General features: G+C 49.3%; 23 protein-coding genes. 19 read left to right on the top strand and 4 right to left on the bottom strand.

Features of this window, described 5'->3' with window-relative positions; genetic code table 11:
- Positions 1-157 precede the first annotated feature (157 nt).
- The 3 genes from hprK to L3D05_RS22050 all read left to right on the top strand — a co-directional run bounded on the left by hprK (position 158) and on the right by L3D05_RS22050 (position 3544).
- Positions 158-1072, top strand: coding sequence for an HPr(Ser) kinase/phosphatase (gene hprK / locus L3D05_RS22060; protein WP_239618549.1), 915 nt, complete (start codon positions 158-160; stop codon positions 1070-1072).
- Positions 1069-2097 (top strand): TraB/GumN family protein, encoded by a 1029-nt coding sequence (locus tag L3D05_RS22055; protein WP_239618548.1) that lies wholly within the window; start codon positions 1069-1071, stop codon positions 2095-2097. Before hprK ends, L3D05_RS22055 begins: the two co-directional genes overlap by 4 nt.
- 235 nt (positions 2098-2332) lie before the next feature.
- Positions 2333-3544: an MFS transporter gene (locus L3D05_RS22050; protein WP_239618547.1), complete on the top strand. Its 1212-nt coding sequence runs from the start codon at positions 2333-2335 to the stop codon at positions 3542-3544.
- Positions 3545-3608: 64 nt separating this feature from the next.
- Here the strand turns inward: L3D05_RS22050 and L3D05_RS22045 are convergent, their stop codons facing one another.
- Together L3D05_RS22045 and L3D05_RS22040 are read right to left on the bottom strand one after the other, a co-directional pair.
- Positions 3609-4685: a phosphodiester glycosidase family protein gene (locus tag L3D05_RS22045; RefSeq protein ID WP_239618546.1), complete on the bottom strand. Its 1077-nt coding sequence runs from the start codon at positions 4683-4685 to the stop codon at positions 3609-3611.
- On the bottom strand, positions 4682-5122 hold the full coding sequence (locus L3D05_RS22040; RefSeq protein ID WP_239618545.1) for a hypothetical protein: 441 nt from the start codon (positions 5120-5122) through the stop codon (positions 4682-4684). Before L3D05_RS22040 ends, L3D05_RS22045 begins: the two co-directional genes overlap by 4 nt.
- A gap of 393 nt (positions 5123-5515) precedes the next feature.
- On the opposite strand from L3D05_RS22040, the gene L3D05_RS22035 reads away from it, so the two are divergent.
- The 9 genes from L3D05_RS22035 to phnE (L3D05_RS21995) all read left to right on the top strand — a co-directional run bounded on the left by L3D05_RS22035 (position 5516) and on the right by phnE (L3D05_RS21995) (position 14383).
- Positions 5516-5926: a YjdF family protein gene (locus L3D05_RS22035; protein ID WP_239618544.1), complete on the top strand. Its 411-nt coding sequence runs from the start codon at positions 5516-5518 to the stop codon at positions 5924-5926.
- Between the two features lie 128 nt (positions 5927-6054).
- Complete coding sequence (locus L3D05_RS22030) at positions 6055-6903, top strand: DUF72 domain-containing protein (protein ID WP_239618543.1); 849 nt, start codon at positions 6055-6057, stop codon at positions 6901-6903.
- A 23-nt stretch (positions 6904-6926) separates the two neighbouring features.
- Positions 6927-7907 (top strand): Gfo/Idh/MocA family protein, encoded by a 981-nt coding sequence (locus tag L3D05_RS22025; protein WP_239618542.1) that lies wholly within the window; start codon positions 6927-6929, stop codon positions 7905-7907.
- Between the two features lie 548 nt (positions 7908-8455).
- Positions 8456-9598, top strand: coding sequence for an MFS transporter (locus L3D05_RS22020; protein WP_239618541.1), 1143 nt, complete (start codon positions 8456-8458; stop codon positions 9596-9598).
- Positions 9599-9680: 82 nt separating this feature from the next.
- Positions 9681-10475, top strand: coding sequence for an ankyrin repeat domain-containing protein (locus L3D05_RS22015; RefSeq protein ID WP_239618540.1), 795 nt, complete (start codon positions 9681-9683; stop codon positions 10473-10475).
- A gap of 13 nt (positions 10476-10488) precedes the next feature.
- Positions 10489-11616 carry a low temperature requirement protein A gene (locus L3D05_RS22010; protein WP_239618539.1) on the top strand — a complete coding sequence of 376 codons (1128 nt, stop codon included), beginning with the start codon at positions 10489-10491 and terminating at the stop codon, positions 11614-11616.
- Positions 11617-12001: 385 nt separating this feature from the next.
- Positions 12002-12784: a phosphonate ABC transporter ATP-binding protein gene (phnC, locus tag L3D05_RS22005; protein ID WP_239618538.1), complete on the top strand. Its 783-nt coding sequence runs from the start codon at positions 12002-12004 to the stop codon at positions 12782-12784.
- Between the two features lie 40 nt (positions 12785-12824).
- Complete coding sequence (gene phnE / locus L3D05_RS22000; protein WP_239618596.1) at positions 12825-13559, top strand: phosphonate ABC transporter, permease protein PhnE; 735 nt, start codon at positions 12825-12827, stop codon at positions 13557-13559.
- Positions 13556-14383 carry a phosphonate ABC transporter, permease protein PhnE gene (phnE, locus tag L3D05_RS21995; RefSeq protein ID WP_439647969.1) on the top strand — a complete coding sequence of 276 codons (828 nt, stop codon included), beginning with the start codon at positions 13556-13558 and terminating at the stop codon, positions 14381-14383. The genes phnE (L3D05_RS22000) and phnE (L3D05_RS21995) overlap by 4 nt, the downstream gene beginning before the upstream one ends.
- A 73-nt stretch (positions 14384-14456) precedes the next feature.
- Here the strand turns inward: phnE (L3D05_RS21995) and L3D05_RS21990 are convergent, their stop codons facing one another.
- Positions 14457-15455 (bottom strand): phosphate/phosphite/phosphonate ABC transporter substrate-binding protein, encoded by a 999-nt coding sequence (locus L3D05_RS21990; RefSeq protein WP_239618537.1) that lies wholly within the window; start codon positions 15453-15455, stop codon positions 14457-14459.
- 160 nt (positions 15456-15615) lie between these two features.
- Here L3D05_RS21990 and L3D05_RS21985 point away from each other — a divergent pair, with 160 nt between their 5' ends.
- The 6 genes from L3D05_RS21985 to L3D05_RS21960 all read left to right on the top strand — a co-directional run bounded on the left by L3D05_RS21985 (position 15616) and on the right by L3D05_RS21960 (position 21368).
- Positions 15616-17214: a bifunctional metallophosphatase/5'-nucleotidase gene (locus tag L3D05_RS21985; protein ID WP_239618536.1), complete on the top strand. Its 1599-nt coding sequence runs from the start codon at positions 15616-15618 to the stop codon at positions 17212-17214.
- Positions 17215-17231: 17 nt separating this feature from the next.
- Positions 17232-17870, top strand: coding sequence for a PAQR family membrane homeostasis protein TrhA (gene trhA, locus L3D05_RS21980; RefSeq protein WP_239618535.1), 639 nt, complete (start codon positions 17232-17234; stop codon positions 17868-17870).
- 109 nt (positions 17871-17979) lie between these two features.
- Entirely contained in the window at positions 17980-18642 is a 663-nt protein-coding gene (locus tag L3D05_RS21975) for a pentapeptide repeat-containing protein (RefSeq protein WP_239618534.1), read from the top strand.
- A 141-nt stretch (positions 18643-18783) separates the two neighbouring features.
- The gene (locus L3D05_RS21970; RefSeq protein ID WP_239618533.1) at positions 18784-19800 is read left to right on the top strand and encodes an ABC transporter substrate-binding protein; all 1017 of its coding nucleotides are present in this window, start codon (positions 18784-18786) and stop codon (positions 19798-19800) included.
- A gap of 7 nt (positions 19801-19807) precedes the next feature.
- A complete protein-coding gene (locus L3D05_RS21965) occupies positions 19808-20587 on the top strand; it encodes an ABC transporter ATP-binding protein (RefSeq protein WP_239618532.1) in 780 nt (259 codons plus the stop codon).
- The gene (locus L3D05_RS21960) at positions 20568-21368 is read left to right on the top strand and encodes an ABC transporter permease (protein ID WP_239618531.1); all 801 of its coding nucleotides are present in this window, start codon (positions 20568-20570) and stop codon (positions 21366-21368) included. Before L3D05_RS21965 ends, L3D05_RS21960 begins: the two co-directional genes overlap by 20 nt.
- Here the strand turns inward: L3D05_RS21960 and brfA are convergent.
- The gene (gene brfA, locus L3D05_RS21955) at positions 21356-21571 is read right to left on the bottom strand and encodes a ribosome rescue factor BrfA (protein WP_239618530.1); all 216 of its coding nucleotides are present in this window, start codon (positions 21569-21571) and stop codon (positions 21356-21358) included. The two genes, L3D05_RS21960 and brfA, sit on opposite strands and share 13 nt — an antisense overlap.
- Positions 21572-21727: 156 nt before the next feature.
- Here brfA and L3D05_RS21950 point away from each other — a divergent pair, with 156 nt between their 5' ends.
- Positions 21728-23131 (top strand): aldehyde dehydrogenase, encoded by a 1404-nt coding sequence (locus tag L3D05_RS21950; RefSeq protein ID WP_239618529.1) that lies wholly within the window; start codon positions 21728-21730, stop codon positions 23129-23131.
- Positions 23132-23158: the final 27 nt, after the last annotated feature.

The following is a 23158-nucleotide window of genomic DNA, read 5'->3' as shown; positions in this document are numbered from 1 at the left end:
AACAAAATCAAAAGACAATAGCCACGTTGATAGATAAGGGAGATAGATAGGGCGGATTCCGAGCGGAAAGAGCTCGTGGTCGGACAACGCCTTCAAGATTCCTTAAATACTTCTAGGCTTTCGGACGAGATATAGAACGACTATAAGGGGGAAGACAATGAAATCCATTACGGTTAAGACCCTGCAGCAAAGATTTAAGCTGGAGGTGCTGGCAGGGGAAGAGCAGATGCACCGCGAGATTACCCGACCTAGAGCGCACCGTCCGGGACTGGAGTTCGTCGGTTATTTCGACTATTTTCCAATGAATCGCGTACAAGTGCTGGGGAGAAAAGAAATTAATTACTTGCATAAACAGACCGAAGAGGAACGTAACTTGCACATCGGCAACGTCGTGAAATACCACCCTCCTTGTTTTATCGTAACGAGTAAGCAAGAGGGACTAAAATATTTGATGATCTATTGCCAGCAAGAAGGGATTCCGTTACTGCGAACGGATGAGACGACGACGGAATTTCTAGGTAAGCTGGATGCATTCCTAGTTCAAGCTTTGGCTCCTGAAATCGCGGTTCATGGCGTATGCGTGAACGTATCGGGCATCGGCATCCTGCTCAGAGGAAAATCGGGCATCGGCAAGAGCGAAACGGCGCATACGCTTATTCGGAGGGGGCATCGCCTCGTCGCCGACGATATCGTCGTACTTAAGAAGCTAAGCTCCCAGACGCTTCTGGGTACTCATAACGAAACGACAAAGGAATTTCTGGCGCTTCGCAGCATCGGCCTTATTAACGTCGTAAGATTATATGGGAGAAAAGCGTTTCAGGACGAGACGAGAATCGTACTCGATATCGAGTTAAGCCCATGGCAGGACCAGGCGCTGAACAACGATCTTGAACTGGAGCCCAAATTCACGGAATATCAAGGCGTCCGCATTCCTCATCTCGAAATTCAATTGCAGCCGGGTAGAGACGTCGCAGGGATGATAGAAGCCGCCGCCAACAGCTGGTATTTAAAACAGCAAGGCTATAGCGCGGCGGAAGAGTTCATGAAACGTATCGAAGGAGAAATGAAATGAGCAGACGTACGATCAAATTCGCGTTAACGTGGTTGCTTATGTTAGTCATGGTGCTATTGGCGGCATGCAGCAGCAACAATGCCGAAACGGCCAAGAGCGTCGAAATCCAACCAACGCCATCATCCTCCCCGTCCGTAACGGAGCAGCCAATCGCCTCCAAGGAGGCTAAGGATCAAGAGAAGGCAGGCTCCAAAGGATTTCTATGGAAAGTGACCGGCGGCCGGAATTCAGCATATTTAGCGGGTACGATTCACATCGCAAGGAAAGAGATGTATCCGCTCGACGAGGATTTGGAGCAGGCGATCGAAGAAGCGAATTATATTGCCCTGGAGCTGGATCTGACGAAGGTAGACCAGGCGAAGATGTTGGAAATGGTTAACGAAAAGGCCTTATTGACCGACGGAACATCGTTGAAGGATCATGTGGCGGAGGAAGATTACGAGAAGTTCGAGAAGATCTTGAAGAAGTCGATTCTCAGTGCGGGAGCGGCGACGTTCGATCAATATGAACCATGGTACGCAGCCATGACCTTGGAGAGCCTTCCCGCTATGAAGTACATGATGACCGACGGAATCGACGTCTATTTAGCCAAGCAAGCCCACAAAGACGGTAAACAAATTATCGAACTCGAAGATGCGGAGTCCCAGCTAGGTATTTTCGACGGCTTCTCGGAAGAGATGCAGCAGCTTTATTTTCATCAGACGGTGGAAAGCGCCGGTCAAGCTTCAATCGGGCTCAAGCAACTGCTTGATATGTGGACGATGGGCAATTTAAAGCTGCTGGAGACGATGCACGACCAGTTCGAGAAAGAAGGCAAGAAGTCGATGGGAGACCTATTCGACGAATACAACGATAGCTTCCTCGTGAAGAGAAACGCGGGGATGGCGGACAAGGTCGATCTGCTGTTGAGCAAAGGAGAAGCCGGCACTTACCTTGTCGCGGTCGGATCCCTGCACATGGTCGGCGAGGAGGGTCTCGTGTCGCTATTGCAGAAAAAGGGATATACGGTGGAATTCATTGAATAGATGCTATAGCCGAACAGGGACAGTGGATAATATCCACCGTCCCTGTTTTGATGAGACTAGCTCGAAGTTACATTTTCCAAAACCTGTAGTATTATCTATTTAATCGATTCATAGGAGGAGTTCGCATATGCAAAGAACATCGGCTGCCTTTCACGTACCTGGACAGGGGGAAATGCAACTTTAGATTTCTTGCCTGTTTGGGATTGCACGCATCCTAAGCAGGGGGTTATTCGAAATGGATTCTGGTTTATCGAAGTTTTATCGGCAGTATGACGAGGCGATTTGGATACGTGTAGTAGGTACCCTATTAACGAAGATAGCCCAGTTTATGATGTATCCTTTCCTAGTTCTCTATTTGACTGAGAAATTCGATTCATCCATTGCGCTAATAATGGCAATTATCGGATTAGAATCGGTTGCGGGCTTTATCATGAATCTCTTATTCGGAGGGTTTTCCGATCGCTTCGGTCGCAAGCCGACGATGATGTTGTCGCTTGCCATTCAGTCCATTTGTTTGGTCGCATTCACTTTCGTAGATTCTTTATGGTTCTTCGCTATTTTTCTTAGTTTGATGGGGGCAGGCAGTTATATGTTCTTCCCGGCTGCGGACGCTCAAATCGCGGATAGCGTTCCGAAGGAGAGAAGGGCTAAAGTATATGCTCTGCTAGGAACGGCGGCGTCGATAGGGGTGGCGGTGGGGCCGATGATCGGCGTGTTCGCTTTTAGGGCAAATCCGGTTTTCGTGTTTTTGTTTTTTGCCTTGGTATCGGCTCTGTACCTGTTTCTGATTTGGTGGAAGGTTCCGGAGACATTGCCTGCAACTAATCACGGCTTGAACAAGAAGCGGAATAGAAGCATCACTAGAATATCCGTGAGCGAGCACAAGACCTTATTTCTATTCACTTTATTTACGATCCCGACTTCGTTGTTCGCGGCGCAGAATTGGTCCACGTTCCCCTTGCACCTTCAAGCAGGCAACCCGGACAATTTCGAGTGGATCTATTCTTCGTTGTTAACGATCGGTTCCATAGCGTCTGCACTGTTGCAAGTATGGATCGCCTCTCTAGTGGAAAATAAAAAAGCACATCGAATCGTGCTTCTAGGCTACTTGATAGCCGTGTTATCGGCGTTAGGCTATGCCTTCTTCATTCACTATGGCGCATTGGTAGCGGCGAGTCTGTTATCCGTCATAGGAAGTATTCTGTACGGAGTCCATTTGGATAAATCCGTTTCCGTCATGGCGCCGGAAGACATGCGAGGCCGATATTTTTCGATCTTTGGACTGCATTGGCGCGTTTCGGAAGCACTGGGTCCTTTTTTAGGAGGACTGCTTCTAACAGCCTATAATGGTAGAGTCATGTTTACCGTATTCGCTGCACTCCTACTAATTGCGGGTTTGCTGCAATCCCGGTTATTATTAAACGTTAGAAGCGTCGTCAATAATTAGGGGAAGAAGAGAGAAAGACTAGAGCCTTTTTTAGGCTCTAGTCTTTCTTTCTGTTGCATAATCGTTATCGGAAAAATAAAAAGTTGGTCGGAAGCTTGCGAAGCTGCCCGTCGGATGGATTGTTAATGACGCGGCCGTTAAATACGAGCGAAGTGGAGCCGCCGCCGTCGAGGTTGTAACCGTCGAGCGCTCCGTATCGCTGCAACAAAATTTGCATCTCGGCCAAGGTTGCGCCGGAGCTGCCCTTCTCGTTATAACCGTCAACGACCAGGAAAAGAATCTGGTCGTCTTTGTAGTTCGCGATGACCGTCCGGGGCGCACGTTTCGGGCTGGACTGCCACTTGGCGGGAATCTCGGTTTTCCTTCCATTCTGAAGGAGCACGGGAACGAAGGAGGCTCCGAATTTGGGTCCAAGAGCATCGAGCTGCGACTTGCTCGAGAATTTTCCTCCGATCAGCTTGTTGTCCTCGTTCAACCCTACGAAAAACAAGTCTTTGATAGAGGCTTGGAATCCTCCGACATATTCCCCGTTGACTACCGTCGTACTCAGCGGGTAGCGTTTGCCTTGACCATCGGCGAAACCGCCGGCGTTAACGCCCACCGCGGCTTTGTACCGATTAACGGCGGCTAACGTCGTTTCCGAACCGCCATGTTCGTCATTGCCGAGGACGAGCTTCATGGCGCCTTCCTTCTTAAGCTTGACCTTAAGCGCATAGGTGCGGAAATTTTGCGTTCCTATGTAAAATAACTGGGCTTGAAGCTTGTCCGACTGGATCGTCGCGGCAGGCTTGCCTAGCTTAGTGGTTATTCGCCGATCGTAAATTTGATAAGGCCGAGCTGCTTGGGTAGAAGCCAGCGAAGCGATTTTGTTCATATCCGCGTTAGTTTGCTTATACAAAGCTAGTTGCTTCTGAATGGACTTTCCGGTCCACTGGGCGATTTCTTTCGCACCGTCCAAATCTTCCAAAACTTTGGCGGTAGCGACACTTGGATCGGAGGCAACCGTTGTATGTTTGGGATAAGAGTTCTCTGACAGCTCGATACGGATATTCGCGACGAACAGCCAGATCAGCATGCCTAGAAACGGCGTGCAAGCGAGCAACAGCGTCCGGTTGATGGATCTAACCGACTGCGTACTCATTTCAACACGTCCATGCTTTTTTTCAACTCGTTCAACTGCTTCTTCACTTCTGCCAACTGCGTATACAGCTTGTTGCTGTTGTCCGTCTTCGTATCGGCATTGTCTTTCGTGAAGGTCAGCAGTTCGTTAAGCGCTTGAATCTTGCCTTCCATCTGCGCGAGTTGTTCCTTATACCCGTCCTCGAGCTTCGTCAATCGGCTATCGTAATCTTGTTGCATCAAGGCGATTTGACTCGCCGTTTGACGTTCCAGATCAGAGGACACCTGCTGCTGGATATGATCGGAATACCATTTAGCCCCGGTAATGCCGCTTGCGATTAAGACAAGCCATAAGATGGCAAAAAAGAAAAAGGCACCCCGGCGCTTCTTCCTCGGCGGCGTCTCTCGGTAAGGTTCGGTTAGTGTGGTTTGCGTTCTCTCTGCTCCTAAATCTCTCATCTCTCTTTTTCTTACACCTCTCTTGTTGTCGTTGCTATAACGAGCTTCAGAATAAACTAGACGTACTATGAACGAAATTCGACGTCAAAAGTTGCACCTGTTATGGGATTGTAACATACTTTCAAGCTGCCGGTTCCCGAATGGCGAAATTTACCATGAGGGATTTGAGCGATTGTGATTATCTAATGATGACTGTTGGCGGAATTAGGCTGATAGAGAATGGGAAGTACAGTTACGTAAAAATGGATTTTATTGTATATTAAAAATGGAATGTAAAAACACAGTCTGGTTGGTAGTCCAGGCGCATGAAGTCTTATTCTCGGGCTTCCATGCCAGTAACCTTCCCCCCCCCTCGGGATGTCCATCATTCCAATGCAATCGGAGGGGGATTTTATGAAATTATCGGTGTATTACGAAGGCCAATTTTGGGTAGGCGTTGTTGAGGAAGAGCACGAAGGAAAATTGAAAGCAGGAAGGTATGTATTCGGCGCTGAGCCTAACGATGCGGAAATTTTGGATTTTATCGAGAAGCGGATTTTAGACCTGACAAGCGGGTTGTCCCAAGAAATCCAAACCAAACATTCCGATGAGCGGAGAGTCAACCCTAAGCGTCTTGCTAGACGAGTAGCGGCCGAAATGAAAAGCAATGGCGTTTCATCTCAAGCTCAAGAGGCGCTTAAGCTGGAATACGACAAACGGAAAAAAGAAAAGAAAACTTTATCTCGTCTGCAGAAGGAAGAGATGAAGGAACGAAAGCGAGAAATCAAAAGTCAACAAGCGAAAGACAAGCATCGCGGAAAGTAATAAGTAGAGTTACCGGTTGAGGCCGCCTTCAATAAGGCGGCTTTTCACTTGATGAATGGATGCTAAAGCTTTAGACTCGGTGTAGGGTTTAAACGAATAGGTATCGTTCAGAAGGAAGGGGGACTGCTGTGATAACCGTAGGATTGGCCGGTTGGGGAGATCATGATTCGTTGTATTTGCCGGGAACTGCCGCGAAGGACAAGCTGAAGGCTTATTCGGAGCATTTCTCCATCGTGGAGATGGACAGCTCCTTCTACGCGGTGCAACCTCCTGAACGAATGGCGCGTTATGCGCAGGATACATCCGAAGGATTCGGCTTTGTCGTGAAGGCTTATCAAGGAATGACGGGCCATCTGCGGGGCAAACCTTATTATGAAAATGACGATGAGATGTACTTAGCGTTTTGCGAAAGCCTCGAACCGGTCATGCAGGCCGGGAAGTTAACGGCGGCATTGTTTCAGTATCCACCGTGGTTCGATTGCACGAAGGATAACGTACGATTGCTCCGGGAAACGAAAAAGCGGATGGAGGGTTTTCCTTGCGCTTTGGAATTTCGCCATCAGAGCTGGTTCGAGCCGGAATTTCGGGAGCGAACGCTCGCGTTTATGAGGGATGAGGGCTGGATTCATAGCGTTTGCGATGAACCTCAGGCGGGAGCCGGCTCGATTCCGATCGTGCTGGAGGCTAGCGGTACGGAGTTTACGTTGATCCGCATGCACGGGCGGAACATAGGCGGCTGGAACCAAAGCGGGGCACCCAATTGGCGCGAGGTACGTTATCTGTATAATTACGACGAACACGAGCTGTCGGAATGGAAACAACGGGTTGATCGGTTAGCGGAGCAGTCCGATCGTATCGGGGTTATTTTCAACAATAACTCCGGGGGACACGCTGCGGGAAATGCAAAACAATTCATGCGAATGCTCGGACTGCACGTAACGGAAAATCCGCAACAATTGGATTTATTCGACCTTTAATAGGATGAGAAGGGATTGTCGATATGATTAGATTCGGAATTATCGGAACGAACTGGATTACGGAGGATTTCATTAATGCGGCTAGACGGATCGGCGATTTCGAGCTTACGGCCGTATATTCCCGAACCGAGGCAACGGGACGACAGTATGCGGACAAGCACGGTATCGCCCACGTATATACGGATTTGGAGCAGTTTGCTTCCAGCTCGGAGTTTGATGCCGTCTACATAGCTAGCCCGAATTCCCTGCATGCCGATCAAGCCGTTGCGTGCATGAACAAAGGGAAACACGTTTTGTGCGAGAAACCTCTTGCCTCTAATGCGCAAGAAGTTCGGCGGATGACAGAAGCGGCGAAGGGCAATGGCGTTCTGTTGATGGAGGCCATGAAATCGACGTTCACGCCCAATTTCCAAGCCATTCGGGATAATCTGCATAAAATCGGCACTGTGCGCCGTTATTTCGGCAGCTATTGCCAATACTCCTCGCGTTATGATCTCTACAAGCGCGGCGAGCTTCCGAACGCATTTAATCCTCAATTCTCAAACGGAGCTTTGATGGACCTCGGGGTTTATTGCATCTATCCGCTTGTCGTCTTGTTCGGCGAGCCGGAGAGCGTTCAGGCCAGCGCGTTCATGCTCGATTCCGGAGTTGACGGAGCGGGAAGTCTGTTGCTTGGTTACAAGGAAATGGATGCGGTCATTCACTATTCCAAAATCGTCGATTCGTACACCAGCGCCGAGATTCAAGGGGAGAACGGCACGATTGTGTTCGACAAAATCAGCCGACCGGACAAGGTGCAAATCCGATACCGCGACGGTTCGGTGGAGGATCTTACGAAGCCGCAGGAAGATAACGCGATTTACTACGAGGCGCTGGAATTCATCGAGCTAGTTAAGAGCGGGAGCAAGGAGTCAGTTGTGAATTCCCATGCGAATTCCATGAAAGTCATCGAAATCATGGACGAAGCCCGTAAGCAAATGGGTATTGTATATCCAGCGGACTAAGACTAACCAAGCCAACTACCCACTCATAGTCGCATAACGCGACTATGACGGGACAAACCAAACCAACTCCGCTCTCATTGTCGCAAAATGCGACTATGGCGAGACGAACCAAACCAACCATCCTCTCATAGTCGCAAAATGCGACTATGGCGAGACGAAACCAACCAACCATCCTCTCATTGTCGCATAATGCGACTATGCCGGTACGAACCAAACCAACTACGCTCTCATAGTCGCATAATGCGACTATGACGAGACAAACCAAACCAACTACGCTCTCATTGTCGCAAAATGCGACTATGTCGAGACGAACCAAACTAACTAGCCTCTCATAGTCGAATAATGCGACTATGTCGAGACGAAACAAACCAACTAGCCTCTCATAGTCGCAAAACGCGACTATGACGGTACGAACCAAACCAACCATCCTCTCATTGTCGCATAACGCGACTATGACGGTACGAACCAAACCAACTCCGCTCTCATAGTCGCAAAATGCGACTATGCAAAGTGTCTACTTTGTACTAAACATCATAAGGAGAATCGCCGTGTCAGTCGTCACTAGGTTAAAGGGCTTCAATTTTTTCTATTTTGCGATGTTCGCGCTGTTCCTCTCATTCTTGCCGATCTATAGCGCTGAAGTCGGAGTGTCAGGAACCCATATCGGATTTATTCTAGGCATGGGCAGCCTGATTAGCATTTTCGCGCAACCGTTGTGGGGGATGGTCAGCGATAAAACGCGGACGATCAAGAAGGTTCTTCTGCTTCTGCTGCTTTCCTCCATTCTCGTAGGAACGTTACTGTTCCAAGCTAACCAGATTTGGAGTTTGATCACTCTGGTGGCGTTGATGAACGTGTTCTTTTTGCCGACGGATCCGCTTGTCGAGAGCTTAAACTTTCAAACCTCGCAACGGGAAAAAGTAAACTACGGCTCCGTTCGGATGTTCGGTGCGTTAGGCTATGCTTGCGTATCTCTAACTGCCGGGTATGCCCTAAAACTATGGGGAATGGACAGTCTGTCATGGATATTCTTCGGCGCCGGATGCTTGGCTCTTTTGCTAGCATTAGGTCTCTCGGATGTACAAGCGTCTGCTTCGAGACCTTCCCTGCATCATTTGAAAGATTTTTTTCGTCAATCGCACACGTGGATATTCTTCCTTATCGTGTTGATCGTTGCTATTCCGCACAAAATGAACGATACGTTCATCGGCCTATATATGGAAGAACTGGGCGGGGACGTGCAATTGACCGGCATGTCTTGGTTCGTTATGACGATTACCGAGACGATTATGTTCGCGTTTGTCTCACGCATAATCAAGCCTGGCAAGGAAGCGGTATGGATGACGGTGGCGGCCGGATTTTATGCGCTTCGCTTTCTATTAAGCTCAATGATCGCTACTCCTTACGGACTTGTTGCTCTGCAGGTATTCCAAGCTTTAACCTTTGTGCTTTTTTATGTGGGCGCTTTGCAATATTTGTATCGGATCGTGCCGGAACAATGGAAGTCGACAGGGCAGACCGTGCTCACGGCAACCTTTTTCGGCGTTTCGGGTATTATCGGTTCGACTGTCGGAGGGTGGTTGATCGATGAATACGGCGGAGCGTTCTTGTACAGAGGAATGGGTTTGTTTGCATTGCTGGGGCTGGCGTTAGGCATTTATTTGGCAAGGAAACCCGCAGCTGGCGTGTAAGATCCCTAGACATCTAGAATTAGAGGAGAAGAAAATGAATAGGCGCAACTCGAACAGCTCGGGGTATTTAGGGTGTTTATTTTTGATAATCATTGTAGTAATTGTCGGAGTTTATCTCTTTAACGGTAATTCCAAATCGCGTTCAAACCCGAATGAAAACATAGAAGTATCCGAAAGTCTCCCTCGGGAATTTACCGCGGTTGAACGAGCAGAAGCAATGGAAGCCGTCGTTAAAGGGGATACAGTAACGCTGAAGAAGTGGTTAGATGAAGGGATGAGTCCTGATTCGTATGCTGATGTACATGACTATAAAATTCCTAGGCCATTTCTTGTTATTGCAATAAAAGAAGCAAAAATTGATATTATCCATATGTTGTTCGAGTATGGAGCTAGCGTAGATGTAGGAGTAGAAATCGACCCGGAAGACCCTAAAGATAACGGAAACTTTCCTGTATTATGGGAAACGATTTATCGAAAGAATGTCGATGTAGCAAAAATAATCTTAGATAAAGTAACTCCCGATACCCAAGCTTATACCGGAATTGATGAATCTCTAACGTGGTCCGTTGCTAAGAACGACAGCTCTGCTCTGGTTAAATTAATAATCGACAAGGGAGCGGACATAGAATATTCTTGGAATGCGAATAGACCTCTAATCCATGCGGTAATGGAAAACAACTTAGACACGGTAAAACTGCTTGTTGAAGCCGGTGCAGACGTAAATGCTCTTGCCCCTTATGGAGAATACTTTATTGGCGAAGATAAACGTTATATCCCGGAACAATTCACGGCGTTGGATTGCGCGATTATGTGGGAACATCCTGAAATTGCCGAATATTTACGTAATGTCGACGGTAAGGAAGTATATCACTTTTAGAAGGAGCTCGATAATGAATCCACACGAATCGGGATTCCAACACCATGCGGCATTTGCGGAGAAGAAAGTGACCTGGCTGGAACTATTTTACGATCTGCTATTTGTAGCAGCTGTTTCCAAAGCGAGCCATGTCTTGCTACATGTCGATCACGGCTTGATTCCAGTCGAGTACTTATCGAAATTCGTGCTCATATTCGTTCCGATCTGGTGGGCTTGGGTAGGGCAATCTCTCTTTGTAAATCGATTTGGACGAGATACCGTATCCCACCGAATATTCCTGATACTACAATTGTTTTTCGTATTAATCATGACTGCAAGCCTATCGGTTAATTTCGATCAACACTATATTCCTTTTTTTGTAGGTTATGTCGGTTTAAGAGCTATGACCGCAATTCAATATCTTTCGGTGAATAAGAAAGAAGATACGAATAGAAAGAACACTGCCCGTTATTTAGGGAGCCGGTTTTGGATTGGTTTGGCGATCTCTTCTTTATCGCTATTTTTTGACTCGTGGATTCGTTACGTCGTTTTGTATGCAGGAATTATTGTCGACATATTACTCCCGATAATCGGGCGGAAATACTTGGTGAAAAGCCCCATTAATACTCACCATTTAATAGAACGCTTCTCTCTGTTCACGCTTATTCTTCTTGGCGAGGCAGTAATTAGCATACTAACGGTATTGCAATCTACCCATTGGACGTGGCAATCTATTGCATTTGCATCGATAACGTTTTTGTTGATTATCGCGATGTGGTGGCAATATTTTGACAACATCGAGAAGAAAGTGAACAAAACGATAGAGACCGCAGGGCAAACAATCATTTATGGTCATTTATTCATTTATTTATCCATGAGCATGATCGCGGCTTCGATTCAGTTGTTATTTTTGGAACAATTAAATTATTCATTTATGCTAAGCTTTATTTTTGGATCCGTGTTGCTTTACTTTTTTTCAACCTCGCTGGTCTTTCATAAATACAGACCTATCCATCTAAGGTTGGGAAGATCTCATTTAGCGTTATTGTTAGGATTGCTTGCCGGTTTTTTCGCAGCGGATTTGTTTATCTTGATGCCAAACTACATCATTATTGGAGAAGTGATGGCGTTCTTTGTTGTATATGCTAAAGTAACGACTTGAATTGAACTAACGGGAACACAATAATTCAATAATACAGCGACAGCCTTCGGCATGATTTTCTCGTCCATGGCTGCCGCTGTTTTGATTTTCGAGGGGTAGTCAAATCTATTTTCCGAGGTGCTACTAACTACACGAATATGCGCGCAAATCCCGATTTTCTGCTCGTTTTCGTCAACTAAATGTAAGCAAAACATCAAAAATGTAAACTATTTGTTAAATTTTAAAACCCCATAGGAATGCCCCGCGAGACGCCGAACTAGTGTAAGAATCATTGAACAAACGTGTTGATTTTCGCACTACTTAAGGCGCGTTCAATCAATGCATTCGAACAATGCGTTCAACAAGTTCAACAGATTCAAACAGCATTCTCAGCGGAGGTTGACAGATGATTGAATTCAAACAGGTAAGCAAAGTGTATCCCGGCGGTACGGTGGGCTTGAACAACATTGATTTGAAAATCGAAGCGGGGGAGTTCGTCGTCATCGTTGGCTTGTCCGGGGCGGGCAAATCGACGTTGTTGCGTTCTATTAACCGATTGCACGAGATAACGTCAGGGGATATTCGAATAGACGGCAAATCGATCACATCCGCCGAAGGACGCCAGCTCAGAGTGATGCGGCGGGGCATCGGAATGATTTTCCAAAGCTTTAATCTTGTGAAACGTTCCTCGGTTGTACGCAACGTGCTGGCCGGAAGAGTCGGTTATCATTCGACGCTGCGGACGATGCTAGGCCTCTTCCCCAAGCAGGACATGGAACTCGCCTTCAGCGCGTTGCAACGCGTCAATATGCTGGAGAAAGCTTACCAACGAGCGGATCAGCTATCGGGAGGCCAGCAGCAACGGGTGTCGATAGCACGCGCGCTCGCCCAGGAAGCCAAGATCATTCTAGCTGACGAACCGGTTGCTTCGCTCGATCCATTAACGACGAGACAGGTGATGGACGACCTGAGAAGAATTAATCGCGAGATGGGCATCACGACGATCGTTAATTTGCATTTCGTCGATCTGGCGAGAGAATATGCGACAAGAATCATCGGCGTACGTGCCGGCGAAATCGTATTCGATGGCCCGGCTACCGAGGCGACGGACGAGGTGTTTTCCGCGATCTATGGCCGTCCGGTGTCCGAAGACGAGCGTTTAGGGGGTAGAAACGTTGAAGCCATCTGAGGGTTACCCCGTTAAACCGTCACCCAGCTTGAAGAAATGGATGACGCTCGCGTTGTTGCTGGCGCTTCTCTGGCTGAGCGTGAGGGAAACCGAGGCATCGTTATCGGAGTTGATCGGCGGAATACCGGAGATGGGGAAGTTTATCGCCAAAATGTTCCCTCCGGACTGGAAGTATTTGAGGGTCGTGCTCAAGCCGATGATCGAGACGATACAGATGGCGATACTCGGGACGACTTTCGGCGCGATCTTCGCCTTGCCGATCTCCTTCCTGGCAGCTAGTAACGTGACTAAAGGTTGGGCGCTTCGTACTCCGGCTAGATTTATCTTGAACTTATCTCGTACGATTCCGGATCTTTTGTTTGCTGCTCTCTTCGCCACCGTGTTCGGATACGGTCCTCTCGCGGGCATGCTTGCCCTTAGTTTCTTTTCCTTCGGTATTCTCTCCAAGTGGGCTTACGAAGCGATCGAGACGATAGACAACGGCCCTATGGAGGCGATGACCGCGGTCGGGGCGAACAAGCTGCAATGGATTTATTTCGGCGTTATCCCGCAGGTGTTGGCGCAGTTTGTCGGTTTTGTCATGTACATGTTCGAAATTAATATTAGAGCGGCGGCCATACTCGGCATCGTCGGGGCAGGCGGTATCGGAATTTACTTGAACCGGACGCTAGGGATGTTCCGCTATGATCAGACGGTCGTCATTATCCTATTCACGCTCGTTATCGTGCTCGCGATCGATGCGGTCAGCTCCAGAATCAGGGGGAAACTCATATGAACAACAAGACGATTCCGCACATGCCGAGTCCTCCTAAACCTTTCTATACCCGCATAAAAACGTGGCTGGTGCTCGCGGTAGTTATAGCGATCTATGCGTGGGCCTTCTCCGGCATTCCTTTTACGGGAATTAAGCAAACCGCTTGGCAGATCACGAAGGCGGTGTTCAACGGCTTATTCCACCCCGACTGGAATTACGTTTACTTGGCGGAAGGCGAAGATTTACTCCGGGGACTAGCCGAGACATTTGCGATAGCTTTATTCGGAACGACGATTTCCGTGTTTCTCACGATCCCGTTCGCGATATGGGCTTCGCGCAACTTAATCCGCACAAGGCTGTTTTCCGGTGCTTCAACGTTCACCCTAAGCCTTATTCGCACTTTTCCAGATATAATCATGGCAATCATTTTCATTAAAGCGGTAGGTCCGGGAGCTTTCGCGGGAGTGCTGACGATCGGTATCAACTCGATCGGGATGCTGGGCAAGCTGAACTCGGAGGCGATCGAAGATTTGGATATGGGGCCTTCCGAGGCGCTGAAGGCTTGCGGGGCGAATCGCTTGCAGACGATCTGGTATGCGATCGTGCCCCAGGCGATTCCTTCCTATCTCTCGTTTGCCTTGTTCCGGCTGGAGATTAATGTTCGATCCGCTGCCATCCTCGGCATGGTCGGGGCCGGGGGAATCGGAACGCCGCTGCTCTTCGCGTTGGAAGGCCGGACATGGAGCCGGGTCGGCGTCATCTTGCTGGGGATAATCGTGCTGGTGACCATTATCGATTGGATATCCGGAAAGCTTAGACGCAGACTAGTGCAAGGGAAAGCTTAACAAGAGAAAACCCGGACGGTCCGAAGCCGATGGAAAGGCTTCAGGTCGTCCGGGTTTATTTTCCCCATAATTACTATTGCAATGCTTTAGCGTATTCGCGAACGGAATCGAAATTGCTGTCCGTGCTCTTCGCGTAGCCTTGGTGCGAGTAGATTTCAAAAATGATTTTGCGGCTTTCTTCGTTCGTGCCCAAGCTGATGAACGCGTCTTGGATTTTCGTAATCCACTCCTTGTTCATATCCGAGCGAACGGAAATCGTATCGTTAGGAATCGGAGTCGTGAAGTGAAGCACTCTCGTTTTCTCGAACACGTCCGGTACGTCTTTCAGAACGATATTGCGAGCATCTTGGAAAATAGCCGCCGCATCCGCATCGCCGTTAAGCACGGCCAATACGCCTTTGTCGTGGCCTTTCAGCTCGATGCCGGTCACGTCCGTATTCGGATCGACGCCTGCTTTTTTCAACTCTACGGCAGGGTATACGAATCCGGCCGAAGAGGTAGCGCTCTGCCAGGCGATTTTCTTGCCTTTGAGATCCGCCAACGTCTTGATGTCGGAATCGGCTCTGACGATAATCATCGATTTGTAGCTATCCGCTAGCTCCGTCGTTGGTTGTCCGTTGTCATCGTTAACGCCGAAACGTTGCGCTTGCAGGATGACTTCAGCCGCGCCCATTTCCTTCGCTTGCACGTAAGTGTTAGGCGGCAAGAATCCAACGTCGACTTTCTTGGACTGCATTGCTTCGATAATCGTATTGTAGTCTGTCGACACGCTGACTTTTACGGGAATGCCAAGCGCATCGCTAAGCAATTTCTCAAGCGGCTTTGCTTTGGCTTCAAGCGTTTCGGCATTCTGGGAAGGAACGAACTGTACGGTTAATTCCTTAGGAATATAACCGGTTTGTTCAGGACTTGGACTAGCCTCAGGACTCGTGCTTGCGGATTCGCTTGCCGTAGACTTTGATGGTTCAGCGTTAGCCCCCGAATTGTTGTTCTTGTTGCCGCACCCGGCAATAATGAGCAGTACGATGGAGATGACGAGCATAAGACGTAATTTCGGCAAACGGTTAAGCATGGTTTCTGTTTCCTCCTCTATCTAATGGCAAGATTGGATGTTACATGCCTTAATCTACCACCGAACTATTTTGTTAAATGAAGTTAAGTATTAAATCTAGCTTTACGATTGTAAAAATTTTTTTACAAATTCATAGGATCATAGAAGGGAAGATCATAATATGGAAAAAAACGGGACTAAAAATCACCAGACGCTTCAACTTACGATTCTCGCGACTAGCGATATTCATGGCCATGTCCTGCCGATTCGTTACGTAGACAATAAGGAAACGGACAACGGGCTTCTAAGATTAGCCACGATCATCGAGCAGGAACGCAAGCAAAAGGATAACGTGCTGGTCATCGATAACGGGGATTTGCTGCAAGGAACGCCTTTTGCCTTCTATCACGCTTGTCTGGATCAATCCGCGCATCCGATCATCGGCCTCATGAATCATTTGCGGCTAGACGCTTTCATTCCGGGAAACCACGAGTTTAATTACGGGCTAAACTTCGTGAACCGGGCAAAGAGCGAATCCGAGTACCCTTGGTTGTCCGCGAACATCGTGAAGGAGGGGACGGATGAACCGTATTTCGGGTGTCCTTACCGGATCTTTCTTATGCCGGGAGGCGTTAGAGTCGGCCTGTTGGGGCTGACGACGCCGTACATTCCGAATTGGGAGCAGCCAAGCCACATTGCGGGATTGTCTTTCGAATCGGCGGTAAGCGCGGCGAAACGGTGGGTTCCCCTCATGAAGGAAAGAGAGGGAGTGGATATTCTTATCGTCTCCTACCATGGCGGATTCGAGCGAGACGTTCAATCGGGTGAAGAAACCGAGGAGCTAACGGGAGAAAACGAAGGCTGGCAGCTGTGCCAGGAAGTCGAAGGAATCGATGTCCTGATTACCGGGCATCAGCACCAGAGAATAGGCGGGGCAAGCATCGGCAACACTCTGGTCGTACAGCCTGGTTATCAAGGGAGCTGCCTTGCGCAGATTGATTTGCTTTTGCAGAAGGGGGACGATGGCGCGTGGGTAGTGAAGGATTGCGACAGCCGGTTAAGAGAAGCAAGCGAAGCGGCTGTTAATCCGGATTTGGCCGAGAGAGTTCGGTCTTGCGAGGATAATACGCAACGGTGGCTAGATCAGCCGTTATGCGAGGTTCGGGGGGAGATGCGGGTCGTGGATCCCATGGCGGCGCGCATGCAAGAGCATCCGTTAATAGAGCTCGTTAACCGGATTCAAATGGAAGCGGCGGGAGTCGATATTTCATGCACATCCTTATTCGACAACCTTGCGCCGGGATTCGGCCCGCACGTGTCGATGAGAGAGGTGACGGCGAATTACCCGTATCCGAATACGCTCAAGGTGCTGCTCCTGAGCGGAAGGGATATCGCAGAAGCGTTGGAATGGACGGCAGCTTATTTCGCCTTAGCGAACGATGGTTCCATCATTGTCGATCCCTCCTACCTCAGTCCGAAACCGCAGCATTTTAACTACGATATGTGGGCTGGAATCGAGTATGCGATCAGCGTGTCCCGTCCGGTAGGCAGTCGAATAGAAGGCTTAAAATATCAAGATAAGCCTCTCGATCCGCTAGGACAGTACGAGGTGGCGATGAACCATTACAGGGCTTCGGGCGGGGGGAATTACCGGATGTTCCGTGGCAAGCCGGTCGTTCGGGAAGTGACGGTTGACATGACGGAGATCATTGCCGAATACTTAACGAAGACGGGTATCGTCCATGCCCGGACGAATGGCAACTGGACAGTTCGCAGCTAAGGAAGGTGATTACTTCGATGGCGGATACTCACGTCTATACGAAGAAGGAAGAAATCGCGAATGCGATCACGCACGGGATCGGGACATTGCTGAGCATTGCGGGGTTGGTGCTTCTGATCGTATTCGCCAGCATAGAGGGAACGGCATGGCACGTCGTAAGCTTCACGATATTCGGCGTTACGATGCTGCTGCTCTATACGGCTTCGACGCTCGTACATTCTTTTCCGGAGGGTAAGGTTAAGGATCTGTTCGAGACGTTCGATCATTCGTGCATTTACTTGTTCATTGCGGGAACCTACACGCCGCTCTTGCTCGTCACTTTGCGAAGTCCGCTCGGGTGGACTTTATTCGGAATCGTGTGGGGGCTGGCGATCGCGGGTGTCGTATTCAAAGCGTTTTTCACGAAAAAATATTTGGTGCTGTCCACTTTATTCTACGTCTTAATGGGATGGCTCATCGTGTTCGCCTGGAAGCCGTTGCACGCGCTGTTAGTGCCGGAAGGGCTACGCCTGCTCATTATCGGCGGGATTCTCTATACGGTAGGCTCCGTTTTCTATGTTTGGCGCGGATTCCCTTACCATCACGCCGTATGGCATTTGTTCGTCGTCGCCGGTTCGGTTATGCACTTTTTCGCGATATTGCTCTACGTGCTCTAGCGTTGCCGCATTGCGGCTTCGATTATCCTCTAGTGGCGCTACCGCTTTCCATATCCGTGCGAAGTGTTCATAATAAATAGAATAAACACGGTATCGGAGGCATTATTCTATGGCTACTAAGAAGAATAAAGATATAACGGCGGAAGCGCCGAGAATTCCCGATCGGCTGGAATCGCTCACTATCGGGGATTATGAAATTCAAGACAAGCAAGCGTTCGAGAACGGCCGATTCACCCAGGAAACGATCGCGAACCAGTCAGCGGACAAAGCTATCTTCGATTGCGTCGTATTCGAAGGGATTTTGTTCGACCGAATCGACTTGGAGAGAGCCGAATTCACGGACGTCGTATTTAACCGTTGCGACCTGTCTAACGTCAATTTCCGGGATTCCATCCTGCACCGCGTGCAGTTCAACCATTGCAAAATGCTTGGATTCGATCTATCGACCTCGACGATGCGCAACGTGAAATTTCAGGAATGCAACGGTCAATATTCCGTCTTCCGGTTCGCGGATATGAAGTATGTCGGCTTCGCGGAAAGCAACTTCGACAAGGCCGATTATTATCAGGCGACGTTGTCCAACATCGAGTTCGCCAAGACGGATCTCGACCAAGCGCAATTCTCGGGAGCGAAGCTGGCGGGGATCGATCTGAGCACCTGCGAGTTTCAAAGCATCGGCGCGACGCTGGAAGGGCTGCAAGGCTGCATCGTAAGACCCGATCAAATTAGGGGCCTAGCTTATTTGTTGGGCGTCACGATCAAAGAGGATTGAGCGATCTCGCGTACGGATGAATAGGCGATGAACACGAACCCATAGCTTTGAATAGGATAATACCTATTCAAAGCTTTTTTCTTATTCCGGTTCGCTCCGAGCCGTTCATATAGACGATGTCAATCCCAGAGGGAGAGAACCATGATGAACAACTGGAGAAAAACAGTTCCGCTGCTCTTGGCTGCTTTGCTTCTCATTGTGCTTGCCGCGTGCGGGAATAAAAGCAAGGACAACGATAAATTAGTTACGGTTAAATTTTCCGAAGTTATCCGGTCGATATTCTACGCTCCGCACTATGTTGCAATGTCGAAAGGCTTCTTCAAGGAACAAGGGCTTAACGTGGATATGAATACATCGCAGGGCTCGGATAAAGGGGCGGCCGCATTGATTGCGGGTACGGCGGATATTTCCTTGGTCGGACCGGAGACGAGTATTTATATTTACAATCAAAAAGGGGATAAAACGCTTAAGGTTTTCCACCAACTTACGTCCAAAGACGGTTCCTTCCTACTGTCCCGGGAGAAAGCCGATAATTTCAAGTGGAGCGATCTGCAAGGGAAAACGGTGATCGGCTGGAGGCCGGGGAGCGCCCCGCAGATGGTGTTGAACTCCACTTTGCTGAAGGAACAAGTCAAGGATGTCAAAGTCGTTACGAACCTCGCGGCTCCGGCTATGGCCGGCGCGTTCACGAGCGGACAGGGCGATTACATCCAATTGTACGAACCGGTAGCTTCTACGCTCGTTAAGGATGGGAAAGCCTATTATGCCGCTTCTTTAGGGGAGGCATTCGGGCCGTTCCCGGAAACGTCTTACGTCGCTACCTCCGACTATATCAAGAAAAATCCGGACATCATCCAGAAGTTTTCCAATGCTGTCGCAGAGGGCGCCAAGTGGCTGAGCACCGCGTCCGATGACGAGATTACGAAGGCCTTAAAACCGTACTTCGAAGGCACGCCAGACGATCTCATCCTGAAATCGGTAGAGAGCTACAAGAAGCAGGATACATGGTCGACGAACCCGGAGCTTACCCAAGCGCAATTCGATACGCTGCAGCAAGTGCTCATCGAGAACGGGGTACTGAAGGCGGATGAGAAAGTGGCGAACATGGGAGACGTCGTGGATATGAGCTTCGTGAAAAATATCGGGAAATCGGACTGATGGCATTATGGCGCAAATCGAGCTGAAGGACGTCGGTCTGAGCTATTTTACGCTAAAGCAAGAGACCGAGGCGTTGCGCGACATCAATCTCTCCATCGGGCAAGGGGAATTCATCAGTATCGTCGGGCCGAGCGGCTGCGGCAAAAGCACGCTGCTCTCCCTGATCTCCGGTATGTTGAAACCGACGCAAGGGAAAATCTTGATCGATGGCCACGAGGTTTCGGGCGTCTCTCCGAAAGTGGGCTACATGCTGCAGCATGACCATCTGTTCGAGTGGCGGGACGTCTTAAGCAATCTGCTGGTCGGAGCGGAAATCCGCAAAATGGATCGGGGCAAGGCGAAGCGAAAGGCGATGGATCTGCTGGAAAGGTACGGTTTGGGGGATTTCGCTTACCATGGTCCTTCCCAACTGTCCGGCGGAATGCGCCAGAGGGTTGCTCTAATCCGCACGCTGGTGGCCGAGCCGGATATTTTGCTGTTGGATGAACCGTTCTCCGCCTTGGATTATCAGACCCGTCTCACGCTATCGGAAGAAGTGTTCCAAATTATGAAAGATCAAGGTAAAACCGCCGTGCTGGTCACCCATGATCTATCCGAGGCGATCAGCATGGCTGATCGGGTCATGGTCATGTCGCAGCGTCCGAGCACGATTTCTTCCGTATACGACATTCGGTTCGACGAGGGGGACGATTTGTCCCCTTGGAAGAAGCGGGAAGCCGGACGCTACAAGATTTACTTCAATGCGATCTGGAAGGAGCTGGAGGAGCATGTCGTCCCCTCTGTATGACAACTATCTAAAAGTCCAGAGGCGCAGGCTTCGCTTGATCGCATTATCCCGAATTTCCTTGTTGGTTTTATTCCTAATGCTCTGGGAGCTAGCCGCCAAATGGAAGTGGATAGACTCGATGCTGACGAGCAAACCGTCGCTGCTGTTGTCCTCTTTCCGCGAGCTGGCTTTCGAAGGGAGTTTGCTTCGGCATACTTGGATATCCGGCTTGGAGACGCTTGTAGGCATCGTCATATCGATGCTGCTGGGAACGGCAATTGCCGTCTTGTTCTGGTGGTCAACGTTCGCGTCTAACGTGCTGGAACCTTATATCGTCGTACTTAACGCGCTTCCGAAGGTCGCATTAGGGCCGATCTTCTATATCTGGTTAGGGGATCGCTATTCCATCTATGGGATGGCGGTCGCCATCTCGATTATCGTAACGATTATTATGGTGGAGAGCGGGTTCAGGGAAATTAGCCGAACGAAGCTCAAGCTCATGGAGTCTTTCGGCGCGACGAGGTTTCAGATGTTGCGAATGGTGCTTTTGCCAGCTAGCGTACCGCATTTCATAGCTACGTTGAAAGTGAATGTCGGATTAACGCTTGTAGGCGTGGTGATGGGGGAATTTCTATCCTCCAAAGCGGGACTCGGTTATTTGATCATCTACGGCGGACAGGTGTTTCAGATGAATCTCGTCATGGTCAGCATCATGATGCTGGCGCTTCTCTCCGTCATTCTGTATGGATTCGTGAATGTATTGGAGCGATTCGCCAGGAAAAAATACAATTACGAGGCGTGAGCGGGCAATATGGCATTCGACATAAAATCAGCGCCGTCGCGGCTGCCATGATGGCGGCATTGCGTTCGGCGCTGCTCTGCTTTCTTATTCCGTACGACTTGCGTTTGCGGTTTCCTCTGCCACTGGCTACGGCTGATTTCCGGGTTAAGATTGCCGGCTCTTTCTGCTTTCCTTCGTTGCTGCTTGGATTTCGATTGTCCCATTTTAACCCACACCTCCATGTTTGATTTGATCATACCTTATGTGAATCTACAACCGCAACGGGGTTATCCTACAAATCTTATTTGCAATAAGGTCTATTTGCTTGGATAATTCAATGTAGAAGCGAATGAAGCGGGATCAACGAAGGAGAATGTCCCTTGACCGATAATTCTTTACAGGCTGCAGATACCGGTTCATTAGAAACTCTGGTCAGCAAACAGCAACAATTTTTCCGGACAGGCGCGACGAGATCTGTCGCTTTCCGCAAGGAACAGCTCTTGAATCTCCGAAACGCGACTCTTCGATTGGAAGCGGATATACTGGCCGCGTTAACGCAGGATCTGAATAAGTCCGAACAAGAGGCGTATGCGACGGAAATCGGAATCGTATTGAGCGAAATTCGGTTGGCGTTGCGCAAGGTTCGGCGGTGGTCCAAGCCTATCAAAGTACGAACGCCGATAACGCACGTTGGATCGAGCAGCCGTATTTTCCCTGAGCCGCTAGGTACGACGCTGATCATGGGACCTTGGAATTATCCCGTTCAATTGTTGCTCGTACCGGTCGTAGCCGCGATTGCCGCGGGCAATACGATGGTGTTGAAGCCTTCGGAGCTGGCACCGGCAACGTCCAGCCTACTGGCGCGGCTGATCCGCGAGACGTTCCCGGAGGAATACGCGGCGGTCGTCGAAGGAGGGCTAGATACGAGCACGGAGCTGCTGAGACAGCCGTTCGACCATATTTTTTTCACGGGTAGTCCTCCGGTTGGCAAAGTCGTCATGGAGGCCGCGGCGAAGAAGCTGATTCCGGTCACGTTGGAGCTAGGCGGGAAAAGTCCGTGTATCGTGCACAAAGATGCGAATATCGAGCTTGCCGCCAGAAGAATCGTTTTCGGTAAGCTTACGAACGCGGGGCAAACGTGCGTAGCCCCGGATTATTTGCTCGTACATAGAGAAGTGAAAGCAAAGCTTCTGAACCAGATGATCAAGGTGATCGAACAATTTTACGGCAATGAGCCGATCCAAGATCCCGATTACGGTAAAATCGTCAACGAACGCCACTTCCGCAGATTGCTCGCCTATCTGGATGATGACGTTCGCATTGCGTACGGAGGACAGGTTGACGAAGCGGGGTGCAAGCTTGCTCCGACTTTGTTAGAAGGAGTTACGCTCGAATCGAAAGTGATGCAGGAGGAGATTTTCGGACCGATATTGCCCGTAATGGAGTATGATCATATAGATGAAGTTCTGGCAACGGTCCGAATTCATTCCAAACCGCTTGCGCTTTACGTATTCTCGGAGAACACCGGGTTTCAGAAGGAAATCGTCGAGAATCTTGCTTTCGGAGGCGGCTGCATTAACGATACGATCATTCATCTCGCTACACCGTATTTGCCTTTCGGCGGCGTTGGAACTAGCGGTATCGGCAGCTATCACGGAGAGTTCGGCTTTAGGGCATTTTCCCATTACAAGGGGATTCTGAAGCAGTCGAGCCGATTCGATATCCCTTTCCGTTATCCTAAGTCCAAGTGGGGATTGCGCATTATTCGCAAGATACTTCGTTAATACCGGTGATACCATCGATTGATAACC

It is taken from the genome of Cohnella mopanensis, from assembly GCF_022352055.1.
Taxonomy (GTDB): domain Bacteria; phylum Bacillota; class Bacilli; order Paenibacillales; family Paenibacillaceae; genus Cohnella; species Cohnella mopanensis.
The sequence above is the reverse complement of the archived record's forward strand: the minus strand, read 5'-3'. Positions and strand labels throughout refer to the sequence as shown.

Coding starts and splice junctions, on each gene's coding strand:
- hprK (WP_239618549.1), top strand. CDS start 158: ATGAAATCCATTACGGTTAAGACCCTGCAGCAAAGATTTAAGCTGGAG.
- L3D05_RS22055 (WP_239618548.1), top strand. CDS start 1,069: ATGAGCAGACGTACGATCAAATTCGCGTTAACGTGGTTGCTTATGTTA.
- L3D05_RS22050 (WP_239618547.1), top strand. CDS start 2,333: ATGGATTCTGGTTTATCGAAGTTTTATCGGCAGTATGACGAGGCGATT.
- L3D05_RS22045 (WP_239618546.1), bottom strand. CDS start 4,685: ATGAGTACGCAGTCGGTTAGATCCATCAACCGGACGCTGTTGCTCGCT.
- L3D05_RS22040 (WP_239618545.1), bottom strand. CDS start 5,122: ATGAGAGATTTAGGAGCAGAGAGAACGCAAACCACACTAACCGAACCT.
- L3D05_RS22035 (WP_239618544.1), top strand. CDS start 5,516: ATGAAATTATCGGTGTATTACGAAGGCCAATTTTGGGTAGGCGTTGTT.
- L3D05_RS22025 (WP_239618542.1), top strand. CDS start 6,927: ATGATTAGATTCGGAATTATCGGAACGAACTGGATTACGGAGGATTTC.
- L3D05_RS22010 (WP_239618539.1), top strand. CDS start 10,489: ATGAATCCACACGAATCGGGATTCCAACACCATGCGGCATTTGCGGAG.
- phnC (WP_239618538.1), top strand. CDS start 12,002: ATGATTGAATTCAAACAGGTAAGCAAAGTGTATCCCGGCGGTACGGTG.
- phnE (WP_239618596.1), top strand. CDS start 12,825: ATGACGCTCGCGTTGTTGCTGGCGCTTCTCTGGCTGAGCGTGAGGGAA.
- phnE (WP_439647969.1), top strand. CDS start 13,556: ATGAACAACAAGACGATTCCGCACATGCCGAGTCCTCCTAAACCTTTC.
- L3D05_RS21990 (WP_239618537.1), bottom strand. CDS start 15,455: ATGCTTAACCGTTTGCCGAAATTACGTCTTATGCTCGTCATCTCCATC.
- L3D05_RS21985 (WP_239618536.1), top strand. CDS start 15,616: ATGGAAAAAAACGGGACTAAAAATCACCAGACGCTTCAACTTACGATT.
- trhA (WP_239618535.1), top strand. CDS start 17,232: ATGGCGGATACTCACGTCTATACGAAGAAGGAAGAAATCGCGAATGCG.
- L3D05_RS21975 (WP_239618534.1), top strand. CDS start 17,980: ATGGCTACTAAGAAGAATAAAGATATAACGGCGGAAGCGCCGAGAATT.
- L3D05_RS21970 (WP_239618533.1), top strand. CDS start 18,784: ATGATGAACAACTGGAGAAAAACAGTTCCGCTGCTCTTGGCTGCTTTG.
- L3D05_RS21965 (WP_239618532.1), top strand. CDS start 19,808: ATGGCGCAAATCGAGCTGAAGGACGTCGGTCTGAGCTATTTTACGCTA.
- L3D05_RS21960 (WP_239618531.1), top strand. CDS start 20,568: ATGTCGTCCCCTCTGTATGACAACTATCTAAAAGTCCAGAGGCGCAGG.
- brfA (WP_239618530.1), bottom strand. CDS start 21,571: ATGGGACAATCGAAATCCAAGCAGCAACGAAGGAAAGCAGAAAGAGCC.